Here is a 21,377-nt window from a genome sequence, read left to right as displayed (position 1 = left end):
CCGACTGACGGCAGCAACCTACTTTACACAAGGACGATGTTGGGCGTCTACTCTGTCAAGATGCATGCGCCGCCAATAAGTCTGGCGCTTGGACAATGGGTATTTTCGCAATGAAAAAGCTGCCAAATATAATACGATCGATCGATATAAAATACTATAGATCTATAAATACTTGTAAACTGAGAAATTGTTCTGAATTTAATATCATAACGGGTAAAAACGATGTCGGAAAATCCAACTTATTGAGGGCGCTGAATCTGTTTTTTAACGAGTCTGCTCCATCCGGTGAGCCAATCACTTTCGAAGAGGAATTCTCCCACATTCGTCTAGATCAAGTGCGCAAGAACTCAGTGAAAGGAAAGCAATTTATCCAAATATCGATTGAGTTCAACAGAGGTAAGTTTTTTCTGGCAACGCTTCCTGAAAAATTCAGAGTTACCAAGACTTGGTACAGAGACAGCCTTTATCCCTTTATAACGCATGATTTGGCTGCCAGAATCAAATCTGGCCAAGTGGATACCACAATCCCGAAAGCGCAGTCGAGCCTTTCTCGGTTTCTTGGTAGAATTGAGTTCAATTATATTCCCGCGATTAAGGATAATCAGACATTTAGCGAAATTATCTCGGAACTTCAATCGGCCATATTCGAAAATAGCGAGCGAGGCCCGGGAGGGTTTCGCAGTAGAATTGAACAATTCAACATGGATCTACAAAATCAGGCTTCGGAACTTAAGTCAGAATTCTCAACCGCGACGGGCATCAATGCGAAAATCGCATTGCCATCGGAACATCGAGATCTGTTTCAAGCATTTCGCATACGCACGGAAGGTACGACCACAGAGGACGTGGGTCTTGACCAGAGAGGTGACGGGATCAGAGTTCGTTTTATCCCAGCCATGCTAAACTATATTGCCGAGCGATCCTCGAAATTCCATATATGGGGGTTTGAAGAGCCGGAGAATTCGATGGAGTTTGCTAGAGCGTTCGAGCTATGTTCAACCATGCGAAATAATTATTCAGTAACGAGTCAGATTTTTGTAACTACCCATTCGCCTGCATTCATCGATTTGAGGGCCAACCGGCAGTCGATTTTTTTGGCGAAGTGGCAAGTCGGCGGCACGGTGTATGAGCACATTTCAGAAGCCACTGCCAAGAGCTTGTTTTCCGAGGATCTGGAGCTTCATATTGCTCGTGAGCTGGGCCATATTGCGTTACTTGGGCAGATGCATGATCGGATTGCTCCTCAGATCGAACGGATCGAGGACATCATCTCATTGAATAAGCGGCTCAGTGAGGATCTGTCGGACGTTCGGCGTCCTGTATTGCTCACTGAGGGGCGAACCGACGCGATCATCATTCAGGCAGCATGGAGGCATCTACGCGATGGTGATCTCCCTGCGGCCATCAAGTCGTGCAACCTAAATCCGGCGGACCAACTATCTGAGGCCGCTGGGTTTGGAACACTTGCAATAGCGTTGCGGGGAATCAGGCCGGATCATCCACACTTCATCATAGGATTATTTGATAGAGATGAAGGTGGCAAAAGTGGTTTCCAGCTGGATAATAACTTTTCTGCCCTAAGCGATTTCGACGACGTCAAAATAAGCCGGAATGGAATGGCATGCGGATTACTTCTACCCTATCCAGATAGCAAAAAATGCTATGCGGATTTCGAGAATCTGAGCATCGAATTTTTATTTGACGATGATCATCTTTTAAAAAGGACGGATGGATTCGGCATTGAGATTCAGTTTGAGAATATCGAGGTCAAGAGAGGCAGGCGGATTCTTGAGAAACGCCCTGCCACAGAACCATGGTTTAGGAAGATCGTGTCTGGCAAATCTCACTTCGCGGATCACGTTGTTCCCACACTGCCGAAGGAAGCTTTCCTCGGTTTTGAACCTCTCATCCGAGTCATAGAGCGCTTGGTGGAGATGCACTCAGCGCGCCCAGCCGATCCTCAGCCCGACAGCCCCGCCGAGACGGCGGAGGCAACCGTGCAGGAGGCCGATCCTCACGAGGAAGGGGGCTTCCCGGATGATTTCGGTGATCTGTTGCTTCCGGACGACGACGCAGGAGAGCCCGTACCCGCTGAATCCCCCCTCGCCGGGGTGAGGGAGCCTTCTGTCTTCGATTAACCGCCGTAGGCCCGTTAGCCCCCCGTTAGCGGCGACGCTGCGCATGGATGGACAACGTCGGCGCGCGGTGGCAGCCTGACCCCGCCATGAAGGGCCGGCCCTGACCCAACGACGTTGGGTCAATTCGTCGTCGGCGCCGCATCCTATCACAGCCCTCGATCCCGCACCGATCGAGGTTCCTGTGCCCAACGCCCCGCTCAACCCCTTCGACGCCTTCCGGGCCGGCACCCGCACGGATGCCAGCGGCGCCCGCGTCACGATCACGGCGGAGGACCTGGCGGCCTCGGCCGCGGCCTACGACCCGGCCCTCCGGCCGGCGCCGCTGGTGATCGGCCATCCCAAGATGGAAGACCCGGCCTGGGGCTGGGTCGGCAAGGTCGAGGCGTCTGGCAACACGCTGCGGGTGGTGCCCGAGCGGGTCGAGGCCGCCTTCGCCCAGCTCGTCAACGACGGCCGGTACGAGAATGTCTCGGCCTGCTTCTATCGCCCCGAGGCGAAGGGCAACCCGGTGCCCGGCACCTGGTACCTCAAGCATGTCGGCTTCCTCGGCGCCCACCCACCGGCCGTCGAGGGGCTGCCGCCGGTGCGGTTCGCGGCCGAGGACGAGACCGAGACCGTCGAGTTCGCCTGGGCCGAGCGGACGGTCGCCAGCATCCTCCGCCGCATCCGGGATTGGATCATCGGCAAGGAAGGGCTGGAGACGGCCGACCAGGTGATCCCGACCTGGGACTTGGACTTCCTCCAGGAGGAGGCGGCCAAGTCCGATGACCCGGCGGCCAACCGGGTCGCCTATGCGGCGCCGGCCGCCACCTCCACCGACACCACCACCATCACGGAGACCCCGATGTCCGACGCGGACAAGGCGGAGCTGGAACGGCTGCGCCAGGAGAGCCAGGCCAAGGATCGGCAGATCGCCGCCTTCGCCGCGCAGGAGACCGAGCGGCGCCAGGCGGCCGACACGGCATTCATCGACAGCCTGGTCGCCCAGAACCGGGTTCCGGCCGGCCACAAGGCCGAGGTCGCAGCCTTCCTGGCGCATCTGGACGACAGCGAGACGGTGGCCTTCGCCGCCGGCGACGAGAAGGAAACGCCGGCCGGCTACTTCCGCCGGTTCCTCTCCCGCCTGGCGCCCACCGTCGCGTTCGGCGAGATCGCGGAAGCCGCCGGCCGGCCCGCCGAAGAGAACGCCCAGCAGATCGCCGATCGGGCGAGGAAGTACCAGGCCGACCGAGCCGCCCTCGGCGACAGCGTGAGCTTCGCGGCGGCGGTCGACCACGTCACCGCCAACGGGGAGGCTCGCCGTGCGTAACCATGGACTGGTCAAGACCTTCTACGCCGCGGCGGCATTCGCCGGGTACCGCATCGTCAAGTTCGGCGCCGATGATGACCACGTCGCCCTAGCGACCGCGCCTGCCGACCTGAGCATCGGCGTGGTCGACATGCTCGGCGCCGGCGCCGTCGACATCTCCTGCGACGTCGTCCTGACGGGTGTCGCCGAGGTCGAATACGGCGGCCCCGTGACCCGCGGCGCTGATCTGACCGCCGATGCCCAGGGCCGGGCGGTGGTCGCCGCCGCCGGCAACCGCGTCATCGGCAAGGCGATGGCCACCGGCGTCCTCGGCGACATCGGCTCCGTTCTCCTCGATCGCGGCGTCGCCGCCTAGCCCCCAAGAGAGGTCCCATGGCCATCCAGGCGCCGTTTCCAGTCGACCCGAAGCTCACCGCCGTTGCGGTGGGCTACCGCAACCAGGTGTACATCGCCGACCAGGTGCTGCCGCGCGCGACCGTGCCGTCGCGGCTGTTCAAGTGGTGGGAATACCCGGTCGACGAGTCCTTCTCGACCACCGACACCAAGGTCGGCCGCACCGGCCGCACCAACGAGATCGAGTTCCGCGCCGAGGAGCGCGACGGTTCGGTCGATGACCACGGCCTGGAGGATCCGATCCCCCAGGAGGACATCGATATCGGCGCCACCGTGGGCTACGACCCGCGGACCCATGCGACCGAGCGGCTGGCGGACTATATCGCCCTCGGGCGCGAGGTCCGGGCGGCCCGGCTGCTGTTCAACCCGGCCGTCTATCCGGTCGGCAACAAGATCCAGCTGGCCACCGCGGCCGACCGTTGGGACGATCCGACGAGCGATCCGGTCGATGACATCCTCGCCGGTCTAGACGCCTGCTTGGTCCGGCCCAACATCGGCATCCTGGGCCAGAAGGTGTGGTCGAAGCTGCGCCGGCATCCGAAGATCGCGAAGGCGATCAACGCCAACTCCGGCGACGAGGCGGTGGCCACGCGCCGGGCGGTGGCCGACCTGCTGGAGCTGGAAGACATCATCGTCGGCCAGTCGCGGCTGAACACGGCCCGCAAGGGTCAGCCGGCCGCGCTGTCGCAGGTCTGGGGCAACCATGCCTCGTTCATCTACCGCAACCGCAACTTCTCGTTCCGGGCTCCCGACTTCACCTTCGCGGCCACGGCGCAGTGGGGCGACAAGATCGCGGGCTCGCGCCCCGATCCGGATATCGGCCTCCGTGGCGGCGAGCGCGTTCGGACGGGTGAAAGCGTCCGCGAGCTGGTGATCGCCGGGTATGCCGGCTACCTGATCCAGGACGCGGTCAGCTGATGGCCGAGGTCACTTCCACGCGCCACGTTGCCTTGGTCGCGATCAAGTATCGCGGCCAGCACTTCGAGATCGGCGATCCGCTCCCCGAGCTATCGGAGGAAGACGCCGCCCTTCTGGGCGAGCGCATCGGTCCGGCGTCTGCCACCGCCAGCCGCAAGGTCAAGGCGAAGTGACCTACGCCACCCAGGCCGGCCTCGAGACGCGGTACGGGACCAAGCTGCTGCAGCAACTGACCGACCGCGGCCAGCCCGCCACCGGGCAGGTCGACGCGGCGGCGGTCGATGATGCCCTCGCCGATGCCGACGCGACGATCGACGGCTACCTGGCCGCGCGCTACCGGCTGCCGATCGCCTCGGTCCCCAAGCTGCTGACCCACACGGCCGAAGCCGTGGCGATCTACAAGCTGCACCGCAAGGCGCCGGACGAGAAGATCACGGCCGACTACCGGGACGCGATCAAGACGCTGCAGGACATCGCGGCCGGCCGGCAGCGGCTCGACCTCGACGGGATCGAGCCCGAGCGCGGCCCCGGCTCCGCCAGTGTTTCGACCAGCTCGCCGCCTGTCTTCACGCCGGCGAATCTGCGGGGATTCGTCTGATGGTCGGCGTCTCGACGCGGGTCGACAGCGCCATCGTCCAGGCGACGCTGGGTCGGGTGTCCGAGCGCATGACGAACGCGCGCGGGCTTTACGACAACATCGGCGCCGCGATGGTGGTCTCGACCCAGATGCGGTTCGAGCGCGAGCAGGCGCCGGACGGCAGCCCATGGCCGAAGCCGCTGCGCGTCTTGATCGAGGGAGGCAACATCCTGCGCCTGTCGGGCCGGCTGTACGGGAGCATCACCCATGTAGCCGATAACGATGGGGTCGAGTGGGGTAGCGACGCCGAGTATGCCCGCATCCATCAGATGGGCGGAACCATCGTCCCGAAAAACGCAGGCGCACTGCATTTCAAGCTGCCTGGGGACCTGGGCTGGCGCTTCGCGTCTTCGGTGACGATCCCAGCGCGCCCGTTCCTCGGCATCGACGGTGACGACGAGGCCGAGATCGTCGCCCAGGCCGAGGACTGGCTCGCCGTCGCCGAGGCCCAACCATGACCATGGTCGACGAGGTCATGGCCCGGCTGGCCGAGAAGATCCCGAGCCTGGCCGGCCGGATCGGACGGGCCGGCGAGCTGGAGGCGCTGATCAAGGCCGGCTCGCTGCCCCAAGGCGGCACCGCGGCGTTCGTCGTGCCGCTGGGCTTCCGGGCCGGGGCGCCGACCGCGGCCACCGGCCTCCACAGCCAGGAGCTGGTCCGGCGCCTGGCAGTCATCCTGGTGGTCGAGTTCGCCGGCGACGCGATCGGCGAGGCCAGCATCCCGGAGGTCGACCAGCTCGAAGACCTGGTCCTTCGGGCGGTGGCCGGGTGGAAGGCACCAGGCGCCTGGGGGCCGTTCGCGGCCGAGCGCGGTGCGCTCCTCGGCCTCCATGCCGGAACCGCCTTCTACCAGGTCGATTTCTCCATCCCCCAACTGCTGAGGGTCACTCCATGAGCATTCCCGTGGCGGGCGGCAGCTACGTCCGCAAGCCGGACGGCACGCTGCAGCGCGTCGCCTTCACCGACTCCCGCCCGCCGGCGCCGGCCCCCGCGCCGGCGGCGAAGCCCGCCACGTCGTCCGATGCCCCGGCCGACACCCCCAAGACCAACGCGAAAGGCTGATTCATGGCCGAGCCGCTGCGCTGGGAGAGCAAGGCTCTCCTGATCAAGACCGAGGCCGCCTACGGGACCGATGCTGCCCCCACCGCGGCGGACGCGATGCTGGTGACGGACGTCGAGTTCCGTCCGATGGAGGGGACCGACGAGGCGCGCAACCTCGAAATGCCGTGGCTCGGGGCGGACGAGGAGCTGCCCGCCGGCCTGCATGCGATCCTGACCTTCAGCGTCGAGCTGGTCGGGTCCGGCACCGCCGGGACCGCGCCAGCCTGGAGTCCGATCGCCCGCGCCTGCGGCCTGGCCGAGGTCATCACCGCCGCGACCAGCGTCGAGTACCGCCCGGTGAGCCGGGGCCATGAGGCCGTGACGGTGCATTTCTTCATCGAAAGCACCAAGCATGCGCTGATCGGCACCCGCGGCACCGCCGTGCTGCAGGTCGAGGCCCAGAAGATCCCGAAGCTCCGGGTGACCCTCACCGGCCTCTGGCGCAAGCCCACCAAGCAGGCGCCGCCGGCGGGCATCAGCTTCGCCGGCTTCAAGGACCCCGAGCTGGCGACGTCGGTCAATACGCCAGTCTACAAGATCGACGGCATCACAATGGTGATGCGGTCGACCAACCTCGATCTCGGCTGCGACGTCCAGGGGCGGTTCCTCGTGGGTTCGGAGTCCATCCTGATCGCCGATCGCGGCGAGTCCATCGCCGCCGTGGTCGAGGCGATGGAGCTGGACGTCTTCGACCCGTTCGACGCCGCAGTCGAGCGCCGCAAGGTGCCGTTCCTCATGCAGCACGGCACCGACCCCGGCTTCATCACCGAAGTCGAATGTTCCAAGTGCCAGGTCAAGCGCCTGAGCGGCTACCAGAACAACCAGAAGATCGTCGAGTGGCCGCTGTCGCTCACGCCGCTCCCGACCGCCGGCAACGATCAGTTCACCATCACCCTCAAGTAAAAGGCGCAGGGCAAATGTTCAAAGTCGAGGCCAATCCGACGTTCAAGAAGAAGGTCGAGATCCGCACGCCGACCATGGGCGGCGGCTACACGGATTCGTCCTTCTTCGCGACGTACAACCTGCTGTCGGTCGAGGAAACCAACAGCTTCGACCTGATGAAAGCCGACGACACCACGCGGTTCCTGCATCGGGTCATCGTCGACCTAACCGACGTGGTCGACGAATCCGGCAAGCCGCTGCCCTACAGCGACACCCTGCGCGACCAGGTGCTCAATCACCCGATCGCACGGCGCGGGCTGATCGACACATATTTCGACGGCATCACGGCGGCCCGAAAGGGAAACTGATCGAGGCGGCCCAGCGATGGGCGCGCGGAAAGCCCAGCCGGGCCGAGGGCGAGCCGGAGGCCATCAAGGATCTCCGGCGGCTCGGCGCCACCGAGGCCGAGATCGCGGAGGCGAAGCGACGCCTCGGTCTCCTCTCGACCGGCGATTTCGGCATCTACCCCGAGAACTGGCCCGCCGTCTGCGCCTGGTCCGCCGTCTGCACCCAATGGCGCACCGGCGCGATATCCGGCGGGCTCGGTCCCGGCCGGTTTCTCTACCTCGGGCTCGACTACGCCGGCGCCCGCGCTGGCCTCGACGGGGCCGGGATCGACGTCACCCCTGAACTCTGGGCCGGCCTCCAGCTCATGGAAGGCGCGGCGATCGAGGAACTGAACCGCCGATGACCCTGAAGATCGCGATGCGCATCGATGTCGACGCCGATGAGGCCGAGAAGCGCGTCCGCGACTTCAAGGCGTCGATCGCGGACATCGGCAAGGCGGCGCCGGCCAGCGGTGCCGCGGCTGCGATCGACCAGGTCGGCGATGCGGCCCAGGCCGCGGCGGTCGACACAGCGAAGCTGACCACGGCCGAGCAGGCGGCCGGCGCCGCTGCCTCCGCCATGGCGCGCCAGGCGGCCACGGCAGCGAACGATGCCGCGACCCTGGGGCAGAGGTCCGGCGCGGCCGGCCGCGATGTCGCCGAGCTGGCCGCCGCAGCTCGGGCGATGAGCGCCGCTGCCACGGCCATGGCTGCCCAGACCACCTCAGGCGCCGCCGGCGTCCGCCAGCTCGGCGCAGCGGTGCAGCAGACCACCGGCGAGGTGGCCGGGCTGGAGCGCCAGGCCGCCAACAGCAACAGCGCGGTCTCGGTCCTGACCGGTTCCCTCGGCGGCCTTCGCGGCATGCTGGCGGCGCTCGGGGTCGGCATCACGGTCCAGCAGCTGACCCAGATGGCGGACGGCTGGACCATCGTCGGCAACCGCCTGCGCCTGGTCGCCGCCAACGAGAACGATGTCTCGCGCCTCCGGCTGGCCGTCTTCGGCCTAGCGCAGGACACCCGTAGCGCGCTCGGCTCCACGGCCGAGCTGTTCTCGGGGATCTCGCGCGCCGCCGCGACCCTCAAGGTGTCCGAGGGGTCGATCCTCGCGGTGACCCGGACTATCAACCAGGGTTTCCGGGTCTCCGGCGGGTCCCAGACCTCGGCAGACGCCGCGGTGATGCAGCTGCTGCAGGGGCTGTCAGCGGGTGTTCTGCGCGGCGAGGAGTTCAACAGCGTCATGGAGCAGGCGCCGCGCCTCGCCCAGGCGCTGGCGGATGCCTTGGGTAAGACCCGCGGCGAGCTGCGCGCCATGGCCGAGCAGGGACAGCTCACCGCGGAGACCGTGGTGAAGGCTCTCCTTTCCCAGGCCGACGCGATCGACGCCGAATATCAGCGGATGCAGGCCACGATCGGTGAGGGCTGGACCGTCATTCTGACCGGCGCGGAGCGCTGGGTGGGCCAGGCCGCGACCGCCACCGGCGCTGCCGCGCTGCTCGCGAACACACTGGTCGGGCTGGGGGAGAATTTCGGAGTCATCGGGGCTCTGGTCACCGCGCTGGCGGCGGTGGGCCTCGTCCGATTGGCCACAGCAATGCGCGGCCGGATCGCCGACGCGAGTGCCGCCCGAGCGGCCGGGATCGCGCAGGCGCAAGCCGAGGCCGCAGCCACACAGGCGGCCTATCAACAAGCCGCCGCGGAACTGGCCGCAGCACGTGCTGCTGTTCGGCGACGCGCGGCTATCGGCGCCTCGACTGCGGCCCTTGCTCAGTTACGGGTGGCCGAGCTGGCAGCTGCCGAGGCCGCGGCGGCCAACACGGCTGCTGTCAATGCCAACGCGGCGGCTCAAGCTCGTGCCAGCGTAGCGGCGCGCGCGCGTGGACTGGCCTCCGGCGCGGTCGGCCTCCTCGGCGGCGTGCCTGGCATCATCGCGACGGCGGCCGTGGTCGGGGTCACACTGCTGGCCGGTGCCCAGGATGCCGGCGAGCGCTCGGCGCAGTCCTACTCGCGCGCCATGGAGCTGGCGGCCCGCTCGATCGACTACGTCCCGCGGGCCGCGGAGGCCGCAAGTGGGGCGGTCAAGCAGCTGGGCACCGACATGCTGGCCTCGACGCAGGCGGCGGCACGGCGCAGCGCCGAGGACGCGACGGCGGCGATCGACGCGATCCAGAGCAAGATCTCGGGCGCGGCCGGCCGGGCCACCGTCTCCGCCGGCGGATCTCTGCTGGACCGGCTGTTCGGCAACGATGCCGGGGTGGAATTCACCGGGCTGGCCGGCGAGGTCGAGAAATCGACGCCACGCACGGTGGCTGAGCTGGACAGCTTGATCGACCGGCTGAACGGGATGCGCGAGCAGGCGCAGGCTCTCGGCGCTGGCGGCGTTGTGACTCGGATCGACGGCTTCACCAAGGCGCTGCTCGACCAACGCGCCGCGTTAGCGGAGGAGGAAAGCCGGCTCTCTAACGCCAATGCGGTGCTGGCCGAGACCGAGCGCCGGCAGCAGGCGGCGGCACGGTCGGCTCAGACCTACACGGAAGCCCTGCGCGAGCAGCGCGACCTGATGAACCGCGCGACCGGAAACAATCCGGCGGTGGCGCGCGGCATCGCCGCTTCAGCGACGCCTCTGACCACCGCAGCGCAGGGCGCGGCCGACGCTCTCGACAGCGGCGGCCTGGCCGGCCTGGCGCGGTTCCGGGCCGAGCAGCAGCTCACCGCCCAGGCAACGAAAGACGCCGAGAAGATCTTCAAGGACTACCAGGCCGATTTGAAGATCACCGGCGACAAAGCCCGGTCCCTGGCCGAGGGCCTCAAGGCTCCGAACGCGGAACTGCGGCTAGCCGCGCAGCGGGCGCAGGAGGTCGGCCGCGCCACGGCCGAAATGAACGCGGAGACCGAACGTCGGTCGCGCCTCGCCAATCTGGACCAGGACAACCGTGACCTGCAGGCGGCGCTGCTGGCCTGGCGCGTGCTGCCCAACGGCGTGCGGGATTATGCCCGCGCAGTCGAGGAGGCGACCGTCTCCAGCCGTGCCGCGGCGATGGCGCGCGATATCGGCCGGGGCGACGATCCGGCCGTGATCGAGGCCATTTCCGCGAAGCTGCGCCAGCGGCTCGACCTGGAGCGGCAGATCAAGGAGGAGCAGGACAAGCAGGTTTTGGCCGCTCGCATCCGCGACACCGCCACTGGCGGCCTGGCCGGCTACAACCGCGAGCTGGAGCTTGCGGCGCAGCTGCTGGCGGAGGGCCGCATCAGCCAGGAGCAGTTCTCGGCGGCGGCTTCGCGGATCTCGGTCGAGGGGTTCGAGGCGTACAAGAAGGCGGTCAAGGACGGCAACACCGAGCTGGCCGCCGCGATCAAGGCGCAGATCGAGGCCCAGGCCAAGATCGCCTGGGGCGCGATGCAGGCCAAGGCGGCGCTCAACGACGTGATCAGCCGGGCGCTGGATGCCATGATCTCGCTGACCCAGGCCGGGTCACAGGCAGGCGGCATCCTCGGCTGGGTCGCCGGCATGGCCAACGGCGTCCTGACCCGCGCGCGCCAGGTACAGGGCGAGCCGGAGACGGTGCCCAGCTGGAACGAGTATTGGAAGGGCGTCCAGGGCCAGTGGTCGACCTGGAGCAAGGGGCACGGCGGCGCTGGTTCGTCGCGGTCCAAGGAGTCCGAGTTCGACAAGGAGTCGAAGCGGCTCAAGGACCAGGTCCGCGACATGCAGCTGCAGTCGGAGACCCTCGGCCTGTCGTCCGAAGCTGCTGCCCGGCTGACGGCGCAGCGCCGGCTGCTGACCGCGGCCGACCAGGACGGCCGCAAGGTCACGGCCGAGCTGACGGCGGAGATCGACAAGCAGGCGGACTCCTACGCCAAGGCGTCCGAGGCCCAGCGCCAGGCGCAGATCGCCCAGCGCCAGGGGGAGAGCCTGGCGGGGAACACGGTCTCGCTCGTCGGCTCCACGGCGCGCCCGGCCGAGGCCCGCAACCGTGAGCTGGCCGACCTTTCGCGCATGGGACAGCTGATCCAAGGCGGCGATCCGACCATGCTCGATAAGCTGGCCGAGTCCGGCTACTCGGTCGCGGACGCGCTCGAAGCCATCCGGCGCCGCACGCTGGAGCTGCAGAACCCCGGCCTGTCCGGCTTCCTCGACGGGTTCAAGACCAGCTTCCGCGAGCTGGCGACCACCATCGTCAAGGGCGGCGCCGAGGCCGGCAACGCGCTCCAGTCGTTCCTGGACAGCCTGTATAGCCTGGCGCTGGACAAGTTCGCGTTCGAGCCGCTCGGCGAGGCTGCGGACGCGCTGTTCGATGACATCGCCCGCGGCGCCGGCTTGGACAAATCGCCCGGCCCGACCCAGCCGGCCAACGACAACCGGGGCAGCGGCGGTATCGGCGGCTTGCTAGGCGGCCTGGCGAGCAGCCTGTTCGGAGGAGCGGCCAACGACAACGCGGCGGCGGCCTCGATCGCGATCGGCACGGCCTCGATCACGGTGGGGTCCGGCCTGCCTGGCACCGGTGGCGGCGCCGGCGGCGACGTGCTGGGCGGCATCGCCCAGGCGGCAACCGACACCAAGACGGCGGCCGACCAGTTCAACCAGAACTTCGGCTCCGGCCTCACCTCGGTGACCGAAGGGGTCGAGCAGCAGGGCGGCGGCTTCCTGTCGGGCTTGGGCGGCGCGTTCAGCAGCATCGTCAACGGGATCGGCAGCTTCCTCGGCGATATCGGCGGCGGTATCGGCGATTTCCTGGGCTCGATCGGCACCTCGATCGGCTTTGCCAAGGGTGCCGCCTTCGCGCGCGGCTCCGTGCAGCCCTTCGCCGCCGGCACGGTGGTGACCGGCCCGACCTACTTCCCGATGGCGGGCGGCCGCACCGGGCTGATGGGCGAGGCCGGGCCTGAGGCGATCATGCCGCTGATCACCGGCGCCCGCGGCCTGGCCGTGCGCGCCGCCAATCACAACGGGCAGATCGTGCCGCTGCACCTGACCCGCCTCTCCGATGGCACGCTCGGCGTCGCGCTGCCGCCGGTCCAGCCTTTCGCCCAGGGCGGCGTGTTCGGCGGCTACGTCCCGGCGCCGCCACCGGCGTCGATCAGCGGCTCGGCCGGCGCCAGCGGCGGCCAGCCGGCCGCGAACGTCAAAGTCCAGGTCATCCAGGGCGACGGCACCCGCGCCTCGGTCCAGCAGGACCGCGGGCCGGACGGCGAGGAGATCATCCGCATTGTCTCCCGGCGGGTCCGCCAAGAGATCGTGGACGGCATGTATCGCGGCGACAGCGACGAGGTCACCGCCATGTCCTCACGCTTCGGCCTGAACCGGGCGATGGGGAACCGGTCATGACCGCGACCTGGCCGGTCGGTCTCACCTATCAGCCGTCGCGGGACGATCTCGACTTCGACCCGCACGAGCCGCTCCTCCGCACCGACATGGAGGCCGGCCCCGCGCGGACGCGCATGCGGTTCAGCCGGTCGCCGGCGACGTTCCGCCAGACTTGGCTGTGGGACCTGGACGAGTTCGAGCTGTTCAAGGGCTGGTACCAGCACGTGCTAGGCAACGGGCAGCTGTCGTTCACGATGCCGCTGTTCACCGGTTCGCGATACGAGCCGACCCTGGTGAAGTTCGTCGGCCCGTACCGTCCGAAGCTGCGCGGCTCGATGACCTGGGCCGTCTCGGCGACCCTTTCCGTGCGCCAGCTCGCGACCATCAACGCCGATGCCGTCTGGTTCCTCGGCACCTATGGCCCCGAGGACGCGGCCCGGCTGATGGCGAGCCTCGACCAGCTGGTCAACGTGACCCTCCCCACCTCGCTCCCGGCAAACGAGTAAGCCCGATGGCTCTTGAAGACGATATCACCAAGTTCCAGCGCGACGCGCAGCGCGCCAGCCTGATCGTCAATGGCGATGCGTCGACCGTCGTGGAGACGGATGGCGGCCAGGTCGACTCCATGGCCCGCGCGGTGTCGAAGATCCGGCTCGTCGGCAAGCGGCGCGTCGACACCCTGGCCCAGCTGCAGCAGATCGTCGCCGACGACATTCATTGGCTGGCCGAGGTCGAGCGGGACACGCGGACGAACAACGGCGTCTATGAGAAGACGGCGCCGGCCGGGTCGGCAGGTTGGACCAAGATCGGCGACACGGCCATCGGCGAGGTCCGCGCGGACCTGGCGCCGATCACCGACGCCCTGCGGCCAGACACGGGCGGAGACGTCGCCGGGCAACCCATTGTCGGCGCCGTGGTGGGCGATGGCGACCGGGCGGCGGTCGCCTGGGACGCCCAGCTCAACACCATCGTCTACGCGGCGCTCAAGCTGTTCGGTTCGGGGGCCAGTTTCGAGCCTGGTGTGGATCCCAACATCCTGCTCGGCATCGCCACCGAGGACGATCGCTACCTGCTCAAGGTCTCCGGCGACGGCAAGGACGATTTCCTGGTCGGGCGCGCCTCGGGCGCTGGCGCCGGATTCCCTGATGTCCTGCACATCATCGGGCAGGGCCAGTCCGAGCAGGAAGGTGCCGAGGCGATCCCGCCGGTCACCACCGCCGAGACTGGCCACGATGCCTTGCGGTTCGCCCGTGGCTCCCGGACCTGGCTTGAGGCCAACTTCCCGGCCGCGCCGGCGTCCCGGCCGGACAGCGATTTCCAGCTCGTCCCGCTGACCGAGGTGGTCAACGGCGCCCTTGGCGAGACCCCGCTTGCCGGCGCCGCGGCGATGTTCAAGGAGGTGCTGCTGGGTGCCTACGGCCCAGCCAAGCGCTCGGCGCCGCCGATGATCGTTGTGACTTTCGCCGGCCAAGGCGGACGCATGCTGCGCGAGCTGGACAAGCGCCATGCGCGGGACCCGCAGGCGAAGTTTCACGACACGATGATCGACGATGTCCGGCGCCTGAAAGCCTGGGCCGACAAGAACCAGAAGTCCTATGCCGTCGCCGGCGTCTTCTGGATGCAGGGGCCGGCGAACAACCTCTACCAGATCGAGCCGGGTGGTCCGGTCCTCGACAAGGAGGTGTTCCGCGAGACCTATTGCCAGGATCTCATGGACTACGCCGACGACGCGGACGCCGACATCCGGACGATCACCGGCCAGGCCGGCCGCGTTCCGCTGATCACCTATCAGACCGAGGGCGAGGCGGCCGGCGAGGCCCAGCGCCGCGCCGCCGAGCGGCACCCGCACATCTACATGATCGGGCCGCATTATCATGTGGCCTCGGCGATCAACAGCCGCTACGGCACGCCAGAGAAGCATGGCGCCCGCATTCACCTGGCAGCGGACGGCGCCCGCTGGTTCGGCGTGCAGGCCGGGAAGGTGCTTGGGCGCATCTGGGCCGAGCGCGAGGACTGGCAGCCGCTCCACCCGGTCGAGGTCCGGCGCGGCGCCGACCCGAAGAAGGTCATCATGCGCCTGGCCGGCGGTCGGTTGCCCCGCGGCGGCCGCCTGGTGATCGACACCACGACCCTGCCGTCCCAGGGCTCGTCGCTGGGGTTTGAAATCCGCACGGGCGGCCCTGCTGTTGTCGGCGGCACCATCATCGCTCCCGACACGCTGGAACTGGCGCTGGCCGGCGACGGGCTGGACGCGGAGGCGACCTACACGCTCCGGCACGGGCAGCAGAGCTACGCCTTCACGGCATCGCTGCCACTGGCCGCCGTCCAGGACGGCCCGCCCCTGGCGAACGGCCAGGCGTCGAAGGAGCTGGTGCTCGCCGGCCTGGTCGCGGCGGAGTTCGCGACGATCGCCAGGGAGGGTGCCTTCTACGTCGCGAACGCCGGCGCCGCCCGCTTTGTGGTGCGGCAGGTGATCGAGTCGGGCGGGCAGACGATCCTGCGCGGCGAGGCGCGCGAGCTGACCGGAACGGCCTTCGCCATCGGCGACCCGGTCTCCGTCTACCGGCCTTTCAGCTTCGGCAACATCCGCGACGACGATCGCGCGGGATCGCCGCTCGTCTTCGCCGACACCTCCTACAACGGCCGATCCGGCCCTTACCCGCTTTGGAACTGGCTTATCGCCTTCGAGATGGAGATCCGCTGAAATGGGCCTGCTCATCCGGCTCAAGGGTAATGCGCCGCGCCCCGACCTGCCGATCGTCGGCGTCCGCGGCTTCCCGATCACCGACCTGGTCGGCCTTTACTGTTTCGATCAGTCCGACACGGTTGGCTCGATCAAGAATTGGGCGCCGGGGGGCGCACCCACCGCCGCCCAGACGGCCGGCGCTTCGGGTGACAGCGCCACCCTGATGGCCAACGGCGGCATCAGGCTGCAGGCGACCGCGCACGTGCCTGGCCCGACAATCGATATGACCCAGCCCTGGTCGGCCGTTTGGCACGGCAAGATCGAGTCTCCGCTGGTCCCCGGAGGCCCGTCGCCCTGGACCAGCGGCTTCATCACCAGCACGGTGACCCCCACGCGCGGTATCACAGTTTTCCAGACCGTGGGCAGCGCATATCCCGACGCGAGCACGTCACTGGCCTTTGCCTTGCGGGTGTCTGCCAATGGCGTGCAGCAGCCGGCTGTGGGAACGCCGGCGACCGCCGGCTTGACCTACGGAGCGACCGGCACCCTGTGCCTACGCTTCGCGCCCGACAGCGCGTCGACCGGTACCGCCGACGTGCTCTTCATGCGTGGCGGCGCCATCATCGTGCGGGTCTCCGCGCAGGTCGATATTGCTGCAATGACCAAGGACGTCGGCGGCAACGTCGTCTCGACGATGAAGCCCATCGTCGGATCGCAGACGCCGATCTATCCGCGAGGCAGCCTCGCCGTCGAGACCTGGGGGGTCTACAAGCGCAAGCTCTCCGACCAGGATCTGGTCACGGTGGACGCCGCCGGCGCCGTCATCCGCCAGGCCCGGAGCCGCTGACCCGATGACGGCTCCGACCATCACCGAGGCGCTGGCAGAAGCCTATGCCTATGCGGCGCCCGGCACCCTGGTGCTGCACACGCTGGAGATGCGGCATCCGGCGTTCATCACGGAGAGCGGCGCACCCGATGCGGTGCGGGTGGTGCTCGACCACGACGATCACGTCCTGACCCTCGAAGGTGATGCGCCCCTGCATGGCGGCCTTCCGGTGGCCTTCAAGGGATTCGCCTTCACCGTGGGGTTGCCCGAGCAGACGGCCGGCCGCCTTCCGGAAATGGAGATCTCGGTGGACAACGTCACCCGCGAGATTGCCGATCGCCTCGGCCAGGCGATCGCCGTTCGGGCACCGATCGAGCTGACCTATCGGGAGTACTTGGCCGCCGACACCTCGCAGCCGCACCGCGTCATGAGTGGGTTTACGCTGCGCGAGGCCATCGCGACCATCTACCGGGTCACCGGCCGGGCCGGGTTCCTGGACTTCGTCAACCGCACCTTTCCGGGCCTGCGCTACACCCGGGAAGGCTTCCCGCTGCTGGCCCGATGACGCCGGTGGAGTTCGTCAACAGCCTGATCGGCTTGCCCTGGGCGCTCGGCGGCCAGGGGCCGGATGCCTTCGACTGCTGGGGCCTCTGCCGCCATGTCCAGCGCGAGCTGTTCGGCCGCGAGCTGCCGATCGTGCGCGTCGGAACCGACGATGCGCTGACCATCGCCCGCACGATCCGGCGTCACCACGCCCGCTCGGCCTGGTCGCCGATCCCGGCCGCGGTCCACGGCGGCATCGTGGAGATGAGCCACGCCTCGACGCCGCACCACGTGGGTGTCTGGCTCCAACTCGACGAGGGCGGCGTCCTGCATTCGGCCCGCTCCGGCGGGGTGCTGTTCGACTCGCCAGCCAAGCTGACCGCGGGCGGCTGGCGCTGCCTGACCTGGTACGACCATGCCGCTTGATGGGATCGAGCCGACGATCTGCCGGACCACGCCGCTCGGGCCGATCGCGCATTTCGAGTTGGCCGAGCCGGTGACGATCGCCGGATGGCTGGAGCGCCATCCGATCGACCCGCGCATTCCTGTGGTCTGCCTCCGCAACGACGTGCCGGTCCTGCGCGCGGACTGGTCGACCACGCTGATCGAGCCGACCGATCGCGTCGCATTCGTCGAGCTGCCGGGCGACGGCGGCGGCGGCTCCGCCGGCATCTTCCGCATCGTGGCGATGCTGGCCCTCGCCGTGGCTGCGCCCTACCTGGCGCCCGTCATCGCGGGCGTGGGCGCCACCGCGGCGACCCTGTCGCTGGTGACCGCCGGCATCACCCTGGTCGGCGGCGTCCTGATCAACATGATCCTGCCGCCGGCGACGCCGAAGTCGCCGGGCGGCGCCGGCGGGCTGCCCGCGGCCTCGCCGACCTACAGCCTGCAGGCGCAGGGCAACCAGGCGCGCCTCGACCAGCCGATCCCCGAGCTGTTCGGCCGCCACATCATCGTCCCGGATTTCGCGGCGCCGCCCTGGGCGGATTTCCAGGACAACGAGCAGTTCCTGTACCAGCTGTTCAGCCTGGGCATCGGCCGCTACCAGCATCACGAGGTGCTGATCGCCAACACCTCGCTCTGGCGCGAGGACGGCGGGCTGACCGGCAACTTCGTCGGCGTCGAGCTGCAGTTCATCCCGCCGGGCGGCAAGGTGAAGTGGCCGTTCAATGTCGTGACCTCGGCCGAGGTCACGGGCCAGAGCCTGCGCCATCTGCGCAGCGGGGGACACGTCGACATCCATGCCGGCGACCGGTCGATCCGCTTCCGTGACGGCGATGGTCCCTTCGACCAGGACAAGTCGCAGGGTGCCGAGGGCTTCATCGTCGGGGACAGGGTGATCGTCACCGGCTCGGCCCTCAACAGCGGCACGTTCACCATCGTCTCGATCTCACCGGACGATAAAACCGTGATCGTGGCCGAGCCGGTCGCCGACGAGACCGATGTCGAGATCGAGATCGTTCTCGAAGGCTGGGTCGGCCCCTTCGCGGCGTCTGGCCCCGGCCAGATCTGCAACCGCCTGGCCTTTGACATCGTCTTCCCGCAGGGGCTGTTCGAGGCCGACGAGAAGGACGGCGACATCGGCGAGCAGTCGGTTACCTTCGAGTGCCAGGCCCGGCAGATCGACGATCTCGGCAATCCGATCGGCGGTTGGGTGACGCTGGGCGAACCCTTCGTCGAGCGGGCCACGGTCGACCCACAGCGCCTCACGATCCCGTTCGATGTGGCCGATGGCCGCTACCAGGGCCGCATGCGGCGGACCAGCAAGAATTCCAACGACACCAATGTCCGTGACAGCTCGGTCTGGGGCGGGCTCCGGGCCTACATCGTCGGGGAGCAGACCTACCCCGATACTTCGCTGCTCGCCGTCAAGATCAAGGCGACCGACCAGCTCTCGGAGCAGTCGTCGCGCCAGTTCCGGGTCATCCAGACCCGCATGCTGCAGATCTGGACCGGCAGCGGGTGGACCGAGGAACAGCCGACCCGGTCGATCGCCTGGGCGGCGACCTACATGCTCCGCAACGGCCGCTCCGGCGCTGGCGTACCCGATAGCCGGATCGACCTGCCGGCCTTCGTGGCGCTGGACCAGGTCTGGGCACAGCGCGGCGACACCTTCGACGGCGTGTTCGACACCGAGCGGTCCTTCGAGGACGCCTTGACCGCGCTGCTCCGCGTCGGCCGGGCGCAGCACGTGAACCTCGGCGGCATCGTCACCGTCACCCGCGATCGGCCGCAGAGCATCGCCAAGGCGGTGTTCACGCCGCGGTCCATCGTCCGCGGCACGCTCGAAGTCACCTACAAGCTCTGGGACCCGGAATCGCCCGACGACGTGATCGTCGAGTATGTGGACGAGCAGGTCTGGACCGATCAGGAGGTCCGCTGCGTGCTGCCGGGCAGCGCCTCGGTGAAGCCGGCCCGCATGTCGCTATTCGGCTGTGCCAAGCGGCCCCAGGCGTTCCGGGAAGGCGTCTACCAGGCCGCCGTCAACGCGCGGCGGCGGATCTTCGCCAAATTCCAGGCCGAGATGGAAGGGCGGCTCCTGCAGCGCGGCGACCTGGTCATCATCAACCACGACATGCCGCAGTGGGGCTACGGCGGAGATGTCATGGGCTTCGACCCGGCGACGCTCGCGCTCGATCTGGCCGAGCCGATCGGCTGGGTTAAAGGCGCGCAGCACTGGATGGCGCTCCGCCGGCCGAACGGCGGCGAGTGGGGGCCGGTGAAGATCGCGCGGGGCGAATACGATGACCAGGCGATCGTCGATCGGGCTGACCACGACCTGGTTGCGGCCCAGCAGGGCGCCTCGCTGGCGACCATCATCCGCCTCGATCCGGATGCCGTCGCCACGCAATGGGTGGCCGGGCCGGGGAAGGAGTTCATCAAGCGGTTCCTGCTGATCTCGGCCCGCCCGATCGACCTCACCCATGCCGAGCTGCAGCTGCAGATAGAGGACGAGTATGTCCATGTCGCCGAGCTGGGCCTCCCGGTCCCTCCCATGCCGCCGATCCTGCCGCTGTCGCCGGACGCGCCGGAGATGCGCGACCTGCGGATCGCGCAGGACCCGAACAGCCTCGACCCCATTCTGCACCTGTCCTGGGCCGTGACGCCGGGGGCCGCGAACTACATCATCCAGACGTCGCGGGATACGATCGCCTGGTCGACTGTCTATGCCGGTGGGGCGAACCGCGTGACCCTCCGACCGGAGGCGGGAATGCTCTACATCCGCGGCGCCGCGGTCGGGACGTTCCGCGGCCCTTGGACGGCGCCGATCGGCGGCGTCTACGGCCAGCCGCAGATCCTACCGGCGGTGGTGAGCGGCCTCGCCCTCGAAACCCGGTATGCCGCCGGGTCGGCACGGCTGCGCTTCAACCCGGCCCCGCGGGCTGCGTCCTATCAGGTCTCGCTCTATGTCGAGGACGCCACGCCTGGTGTCTTCGACAAGCTGGCGTTGGCGCTCTCCACCCCGCTGCCGCCGCTAACGATCTCGGCCGGCGACGTGCAGCCGGTCGGTGGCCCGTGGCGGCGGTTCGAGATCCGGGTGGTCGGCGTCAACGAGGCCGGGCAATCCCCCACGCCGGCCGTGCTGCGCGTCCTCGATCCGGCTCCTGAGCCGCCGGCCGACATCACCGTCACGCCGCAGCTCAATGGCCGGATGAAGGTGAGCTGGGACGCGGTCACCGAGCCGGACTTCAAGTCCTATGCCGTCTACCGGGGATCGTCCGCCGACTTCACGCCGCTGCCGTCCAGCCTGGTCTATGAGGGCACCGCGACCCAGGTTGAGGTCGATGCCCCGCCGGCCGGCCAGACCCACTACGTGCGGATCGAGGCCAGAGACCTGTTCCCCGGCGACTACCTGATCTCGGCCGGCATCCCGCTGACCACCGCCCAGCAGCCGCCGCCGGCGCCGGAAAACCCGGAGCTGACCAACGCCTACTCGTCGCCGGACCTGGTGTTTCAGTGGGCGCCCTCGACCGGCGCGACCGAGTACCAGATCGCCGTCCGGCCGAGCGGCCAAGCCACGGCGGTGCGGACCTACCGGTCGCTCTACAACGGCTGGACCTATACGGCCGACCTGATCGCGGCCGATGGCGGCCCGTGGCCGGCGCTGAAGCTGGACATCAGGGCCAAGAATGGCGCCGGCCTGTCGCCGGCGACCACGCTGGCGTTGCCGTAAGGTGCCCGGCGGAGGCCGGTTTCGGCCTCGCGGATCTTGAACACGTGAAACCTTTGGGGACGGACGGTGCTCAGGGTGGACT

Annotated in this window: 19 protein-coding genes; all 19 read left to right on the top strand. The window is 67.8% G+C overall.

Going from position 1 to position 21,377, the window contains the following annotated elements; all coding sequences use genetic code 11:
* The first annotated feature begins 95 nt into the window (after nucleotides 1-95).
* The 19 genes from AB4Z01_RS10950 (at nucleotide 96) to AB4Z01_RS10860 (ending at nucleotide 21,295) form a co-directional block, all read left to right on the top strand.
* Nucleotides 96-2,138 (top strand): ATP-dependent nuclease, encoded by a 2,043-nt coding sequence (locus AB4Z01_RS10950; RefSeq protein ID WP_441693346.1) that lies wholly within the window; start codon nucleotides 96-98, stop codon nucleotides 2,136-2,138.
* Nucleotides 2,139-2,319: 181 nt separating this feature from the next.
* On the top strand, nucleotides 2,320-3,447 hold the full coding sequence (locus AB4Z01_RS10945; protein ID WP_441693345.1) for a hypothetical protein: 1,128 nt from the start codon (nucleotides 2,320-2,322) through the stop codon (nucleotides 3,445-3,447).
* Nucleotides 3,440-3,802 (top strand): DUF2190 domain-containing protein, encoded by a 363-nt coding sequence (locus AB4Z01_RS10940; RefSeq protein ID WP_441693344.1) that lies wholly within the window; start codon nucleotides 3,440-3,442, stop codon nucleotides 3,800-3,802. The genes AB4Z01_RS10945 and AB4Z01_RS10940 overlap by 8 nt, the downstream gene beginning before the upstream one ends.
* A gap of 17 nt (nucleotides 3,803-3,819) precedes the next feature.
* A complete protein-coding gene (locus AB4Z01_RS10935; RefSeq protein WP_441693342.1) occupies nucleotides 3,820-4,758 on the top strand; it encodes a major capsid protein in 939 nt (312 codons plus the stop codon).
* Nucleotides 4,758-4,931 carry a hypothetical protein gene (locus tag AB4Z01_RS10930; protein WP_441693340.1) on the top strand — a complete coding sequence of 58 codons (174 nt, stop codon included), beginning with the start codon at nucleotides 4,758-4,760 and terminating at the stop codon, nucleotides 4,929-4,931. Before AB4Z01_RS10935 ends, AB4Z01_RS10930 begins: the two co-directional genes overlap by 1 nt.
* Nucleotides 4,928-5,356 carry a gp436 family protein gene (locus AB4Z01_RS10925; protein WP_441693338.1) on the top strand — a complete coding sequence of 143 codons (429 nt, stop codon included), beginning with the start codon at nucleotides 4,928-4,930 and terminating at the stop codon, nucleotides 5,354-5,356. Before AB4Z01_RS10930 ends, AB4Z01_RS10925 begins: the two co-directional genes overlap by 4 nt.
* A complete protein-coding gene (locus AB4Z01_RS10920; RefSeq protein ID WP_441693336.1) occupies nucleotides 5,356-5,853 on the top strand; it encodes a phage virion morphogenesis protein in 498 nt (165 codons plus the stop codon). The genes AB4Z01_RS10925 and AB4Z01_RS10920 overlap by 1 nt, the downstream gene beginning before the upstream one ends.
* Nucleotides 5,850-6,290, top strand: coding sequence for a phage tail terminator protein (locus AB4Z01_RS10915; protein WP_441693335.1), 441 nt, complete (start codon nucleotides 5,850-5,852; stop codon nucleotides 6,288-6,290). Before AB4Z01_RS10920 ends, AB4Z01_RS10915 begins: the two co-directional genes overlap by 4 nt.
* Complete coding sequence (locus AB4Z01_RS10910; RefSeq protein ID WP_441693333.1) at nucleotides 6,287-6,457, top strand: hypothetical protein; 171 nt, start codon at nucleotides 6,287-6,289, stop codon at nucleotides 6,455-6,457. The genes AB4Z01_RS10915 and AB4Z01_RS10910 overlap by 4 nt, the downstream gene beginning before the upstream one ends.
* Nucleotides 6,458-6,460: 3 nt before the next feature.
* On the top strand, nucleotides 6,461-7,399 hold the full coding sequence (locus AB4Z01_RS10905) for a hypothetical protein (RefSeq protein WP_441693331.1): 939 nt from the start codon (nucleotides 6,461-6,463) through the stop codon (nucleotides 7,397-7,399).
* Nucleotides 7,400-7,413: 14 nt separating this feature from the next.
* Nucleotides 7,414-7,746, top strand: coding sequence for a hypothetical protein (locus AB4Z01_RS10900; RefSeq protein ID WP_441693329.1), 333 nt, complete (start codon nucleotides 7,414-7,416; stop codon nucleotides 7,744-7,746).
* Entirely contained in the window at nucleotides 7,707-8,129 is a 423-nt protein-coding gene (locus AB4Z01_RS10895) for a DUF1799 domain-containing protein (protein ID WP_441693408.1), read from the top strand. Before AB4Z01_RS10900 ends, AB4Z01_RS10895 begins: the two co-directional genes overlap by 40 nt.
* Nucleotides 8,126-13,087: a tape measure protein gene (locus AB4Z01_RS10890; RefSeq protein ID WP_441693327.1), complete on the top strand. Its 4,962-nt coding sequence runs from the start codon at nucleotides 8,126-8,128 to the stop codon at nucleotides 13,085-13,087. The genes AB4Z01_RS10895 and AB4Z01_RS10890 overlap by 4 nt, the downstream gene beginning before the upstream one ends.
* A complete protein-coding gene (locus tag AB4Z01_RS10885; protein ID WP_441693325.1) occupies nucleotides 13,084-13,572 on the top strand; it encodes a hypothetical protein in 489 nt (162 codons plus the stop codon). The genes AB4Z01_RS10890 and AB4Z01_RS10885 overlap by 4 nt, the downstream gene beginning before the upstream one ends.
* 5 nt (nucleotides 13,573-13,577) lie before the next feature.
* Nucleotides 13,578-15,770 (top strand): hypothetical protein, encoded by a 2,193-nt coding sequence (locus tag AB4Z01_RS10880; protein WP_441693323.1) that lies wholly within the window; start codon nucleotides 13,578-13,580, stop codon nucleotides 15,768-15,770.
* A gap of 1 nt (nucleotide 15,771) precedes the next feature.
* The gene (locus AB4Z01_RS10875) at nucleotides 15,772-16,599 is read left to right on the top strand and encodes a hypothetical protein (RefSeq protein ID WP_441693321.1); all 828 of its coding nucleotides are present in this window, start codon (nucleotides 15,772-15,774) and stop codon (nucleotides 16,597-16,599) included.
* Between the two features lie 4 nt (nucleotides 16,600-16,603).
* Nucleotides 16,604-17,143 carry a DUF1833 family protein gene (locus AB4Z01_RS10870; protein ID WP_441693319.1) on the top strand — a complete coding sequence of 180 codons (540 nt, stop codon included), beginning with the start codon at nucleotides 16,604-16,606 and terminating at the stop codon, nucleotides 17,141-17,143.
* Nucleotides 17,140-17,547, top strand: a complete 408-nt coding sequence (locus AB4Z01_RS10865) for an NlpC/P60 family protein (protein WP_441693317.1) — start codon at nucleotides 17,140-17,142, stop codon at nucleotides 17,545-17,547. The genes AB4Z01_RS10870 and AB4Z01_RS10865 overlap by 4 nt, the downstream gene beginning before the upstream one ends.
* The gene (locus AB4Z01_RS10860) at nucleotides 17,537-21,295 is read left to right on the top strand and encodes a host specificity factor TipJ family phage tail protein (RefSeq protein WP_441693315.1); all 3,759 of its coding nucleotides are present in this window, start codon (nucleotides 17,537-17,539) and stop codon (nucleotides 21,293-21,295) included. The genes AB4Z01_RS10865 and AB4Z01_RS10860 overlap by 11 nt, the downstream gene beginning before the upstream one ends.
* The last annotated feature ends 82 nt before the right edge of the window (nucleotides 21,296-21,377 follow it).

Source organism: Inquilinus sp. YAF38, assembly GCF_052113205.1.
Classification (GTDB): Bacteria; Pseudomonadota; Alphaproteobacteria; order DSM-16000; family Inquilinaceae; genus Inquilinus.
This window is presented reverse-complemented; position numbering and strand designations above follow the sequence as displayed.

Excerpts from the sequence above, each read along its gene's own strand:
- AB4Z01_RS10950 (WP_441693346.1), top strand. The coding sequence starts at position 96 with ATGGGTATTTTCGCAATGAAAAAGCTGCCAAATATAATACGATCGATC.
- AB4Z01_RS10935 (WP_441693342.1), top strand. The coding sequence starts at position 3,820 with ATGGCCATCCAGGCGCCGTTTCCAGTCGACCCGAAGCTCACCGCCGTT.
- AB4Z01_RS10930 (WP_441693340.1), top strand. The coding sequence starts at position 4,758 with ATGGCCGAGGTCACTTCCACGCGCCACGTTGCCTTGGTCGCGATCAAG.
- AB4Z01_RS10920 (WP_441693336.1), top strand. The coding sequence starts at position 5,356 with ATGGTCGGCGTCTCGACGCGGGTCGACAGCGCCATCGTCCAGGCGACG.
- AB4Z01_RS10915 (WP_441693335.1), top strand. The coding sequence starts at position 5,850 with ATGACCATGGTCGACGAGGTCATGGCCCGGCTGGCCGAGAAGATCCCG.
- AB4Z01_RS10910 (WP_441693333.1), top strand. The coding sequence starts at position 6,287 with ATGAGCATTCCCGTGGCGGGCGGCAGCTACGTCCGCAAGCCGGACGGC.
- AB4Z01_RS10905 (WP_441693331.1), top strand. The coding sequence starts at position 6,461 with ATGGCCGAGCCGCTGCGCTGGGAGAGCAAGGCTCTCCTGATCAAGACC.
- AB4Z01_RS10900 (WP_441693329.1), top strand. The coding sequence starts at position 7,414 with ATGTTCAAAGTCGAGGCCAATCCGACGTTCAAGAAGAAGGTCGAGATC.
- AB4Z01_RS10890 (WP_441693327.1), top strand. The coding sequence starts at position 8,126 with ATGACCCTGAAGATCGCGATGCGCATCGATGTCGACGCCGATGAGGCC.
- AB4Z01_RS10885 (WP_441693325.1), top strand. The coding sequence starts at position 13,084 with ATGACCGCGACCTGGCCGGTCGGTCTCACCTATCAGCCGTCGCGGGAC.
- AB4Z01_RS10880 (WP_441693323.1), top strand. The coding sequence starts at position 13,578 with ATGGCTCTTGAAGACGATATCACCAAGTTCCAGCGCGACGCGCAGCGC.
- AB4Z01_RS10875 (WP_441693321.1), top strand. The coding sequence starts at position 15,772 with ATGGGCCTGCTCATCCGGCTCAAGGGTAATGCGCCGCGCCCCGACCTG.
- AB4Z01_RS10870 (WP_441693319.1), top strand. The coding sequence starts at position 16,604 with ATGACGGCTCCGACCATCACCGAGGCGCTGGCAGAAGCCTATGCCTAT.
- AB4Z01_RS10865 (WP_441693317.1), top strand. The coding sequence starts at position 17,140 with ATGACGCCGGTGGAGTTCGTCAACAGCCTGATCGGCTTGCCCTGGGCG.
- AB4Z01_RS10860 (WP_441693315.1), top strand. The coding sequence starts at position 17,537 with ATGCCGCTTGATGGGATCGAGCCGACGATCTGCCGGACCACGCCGCTC.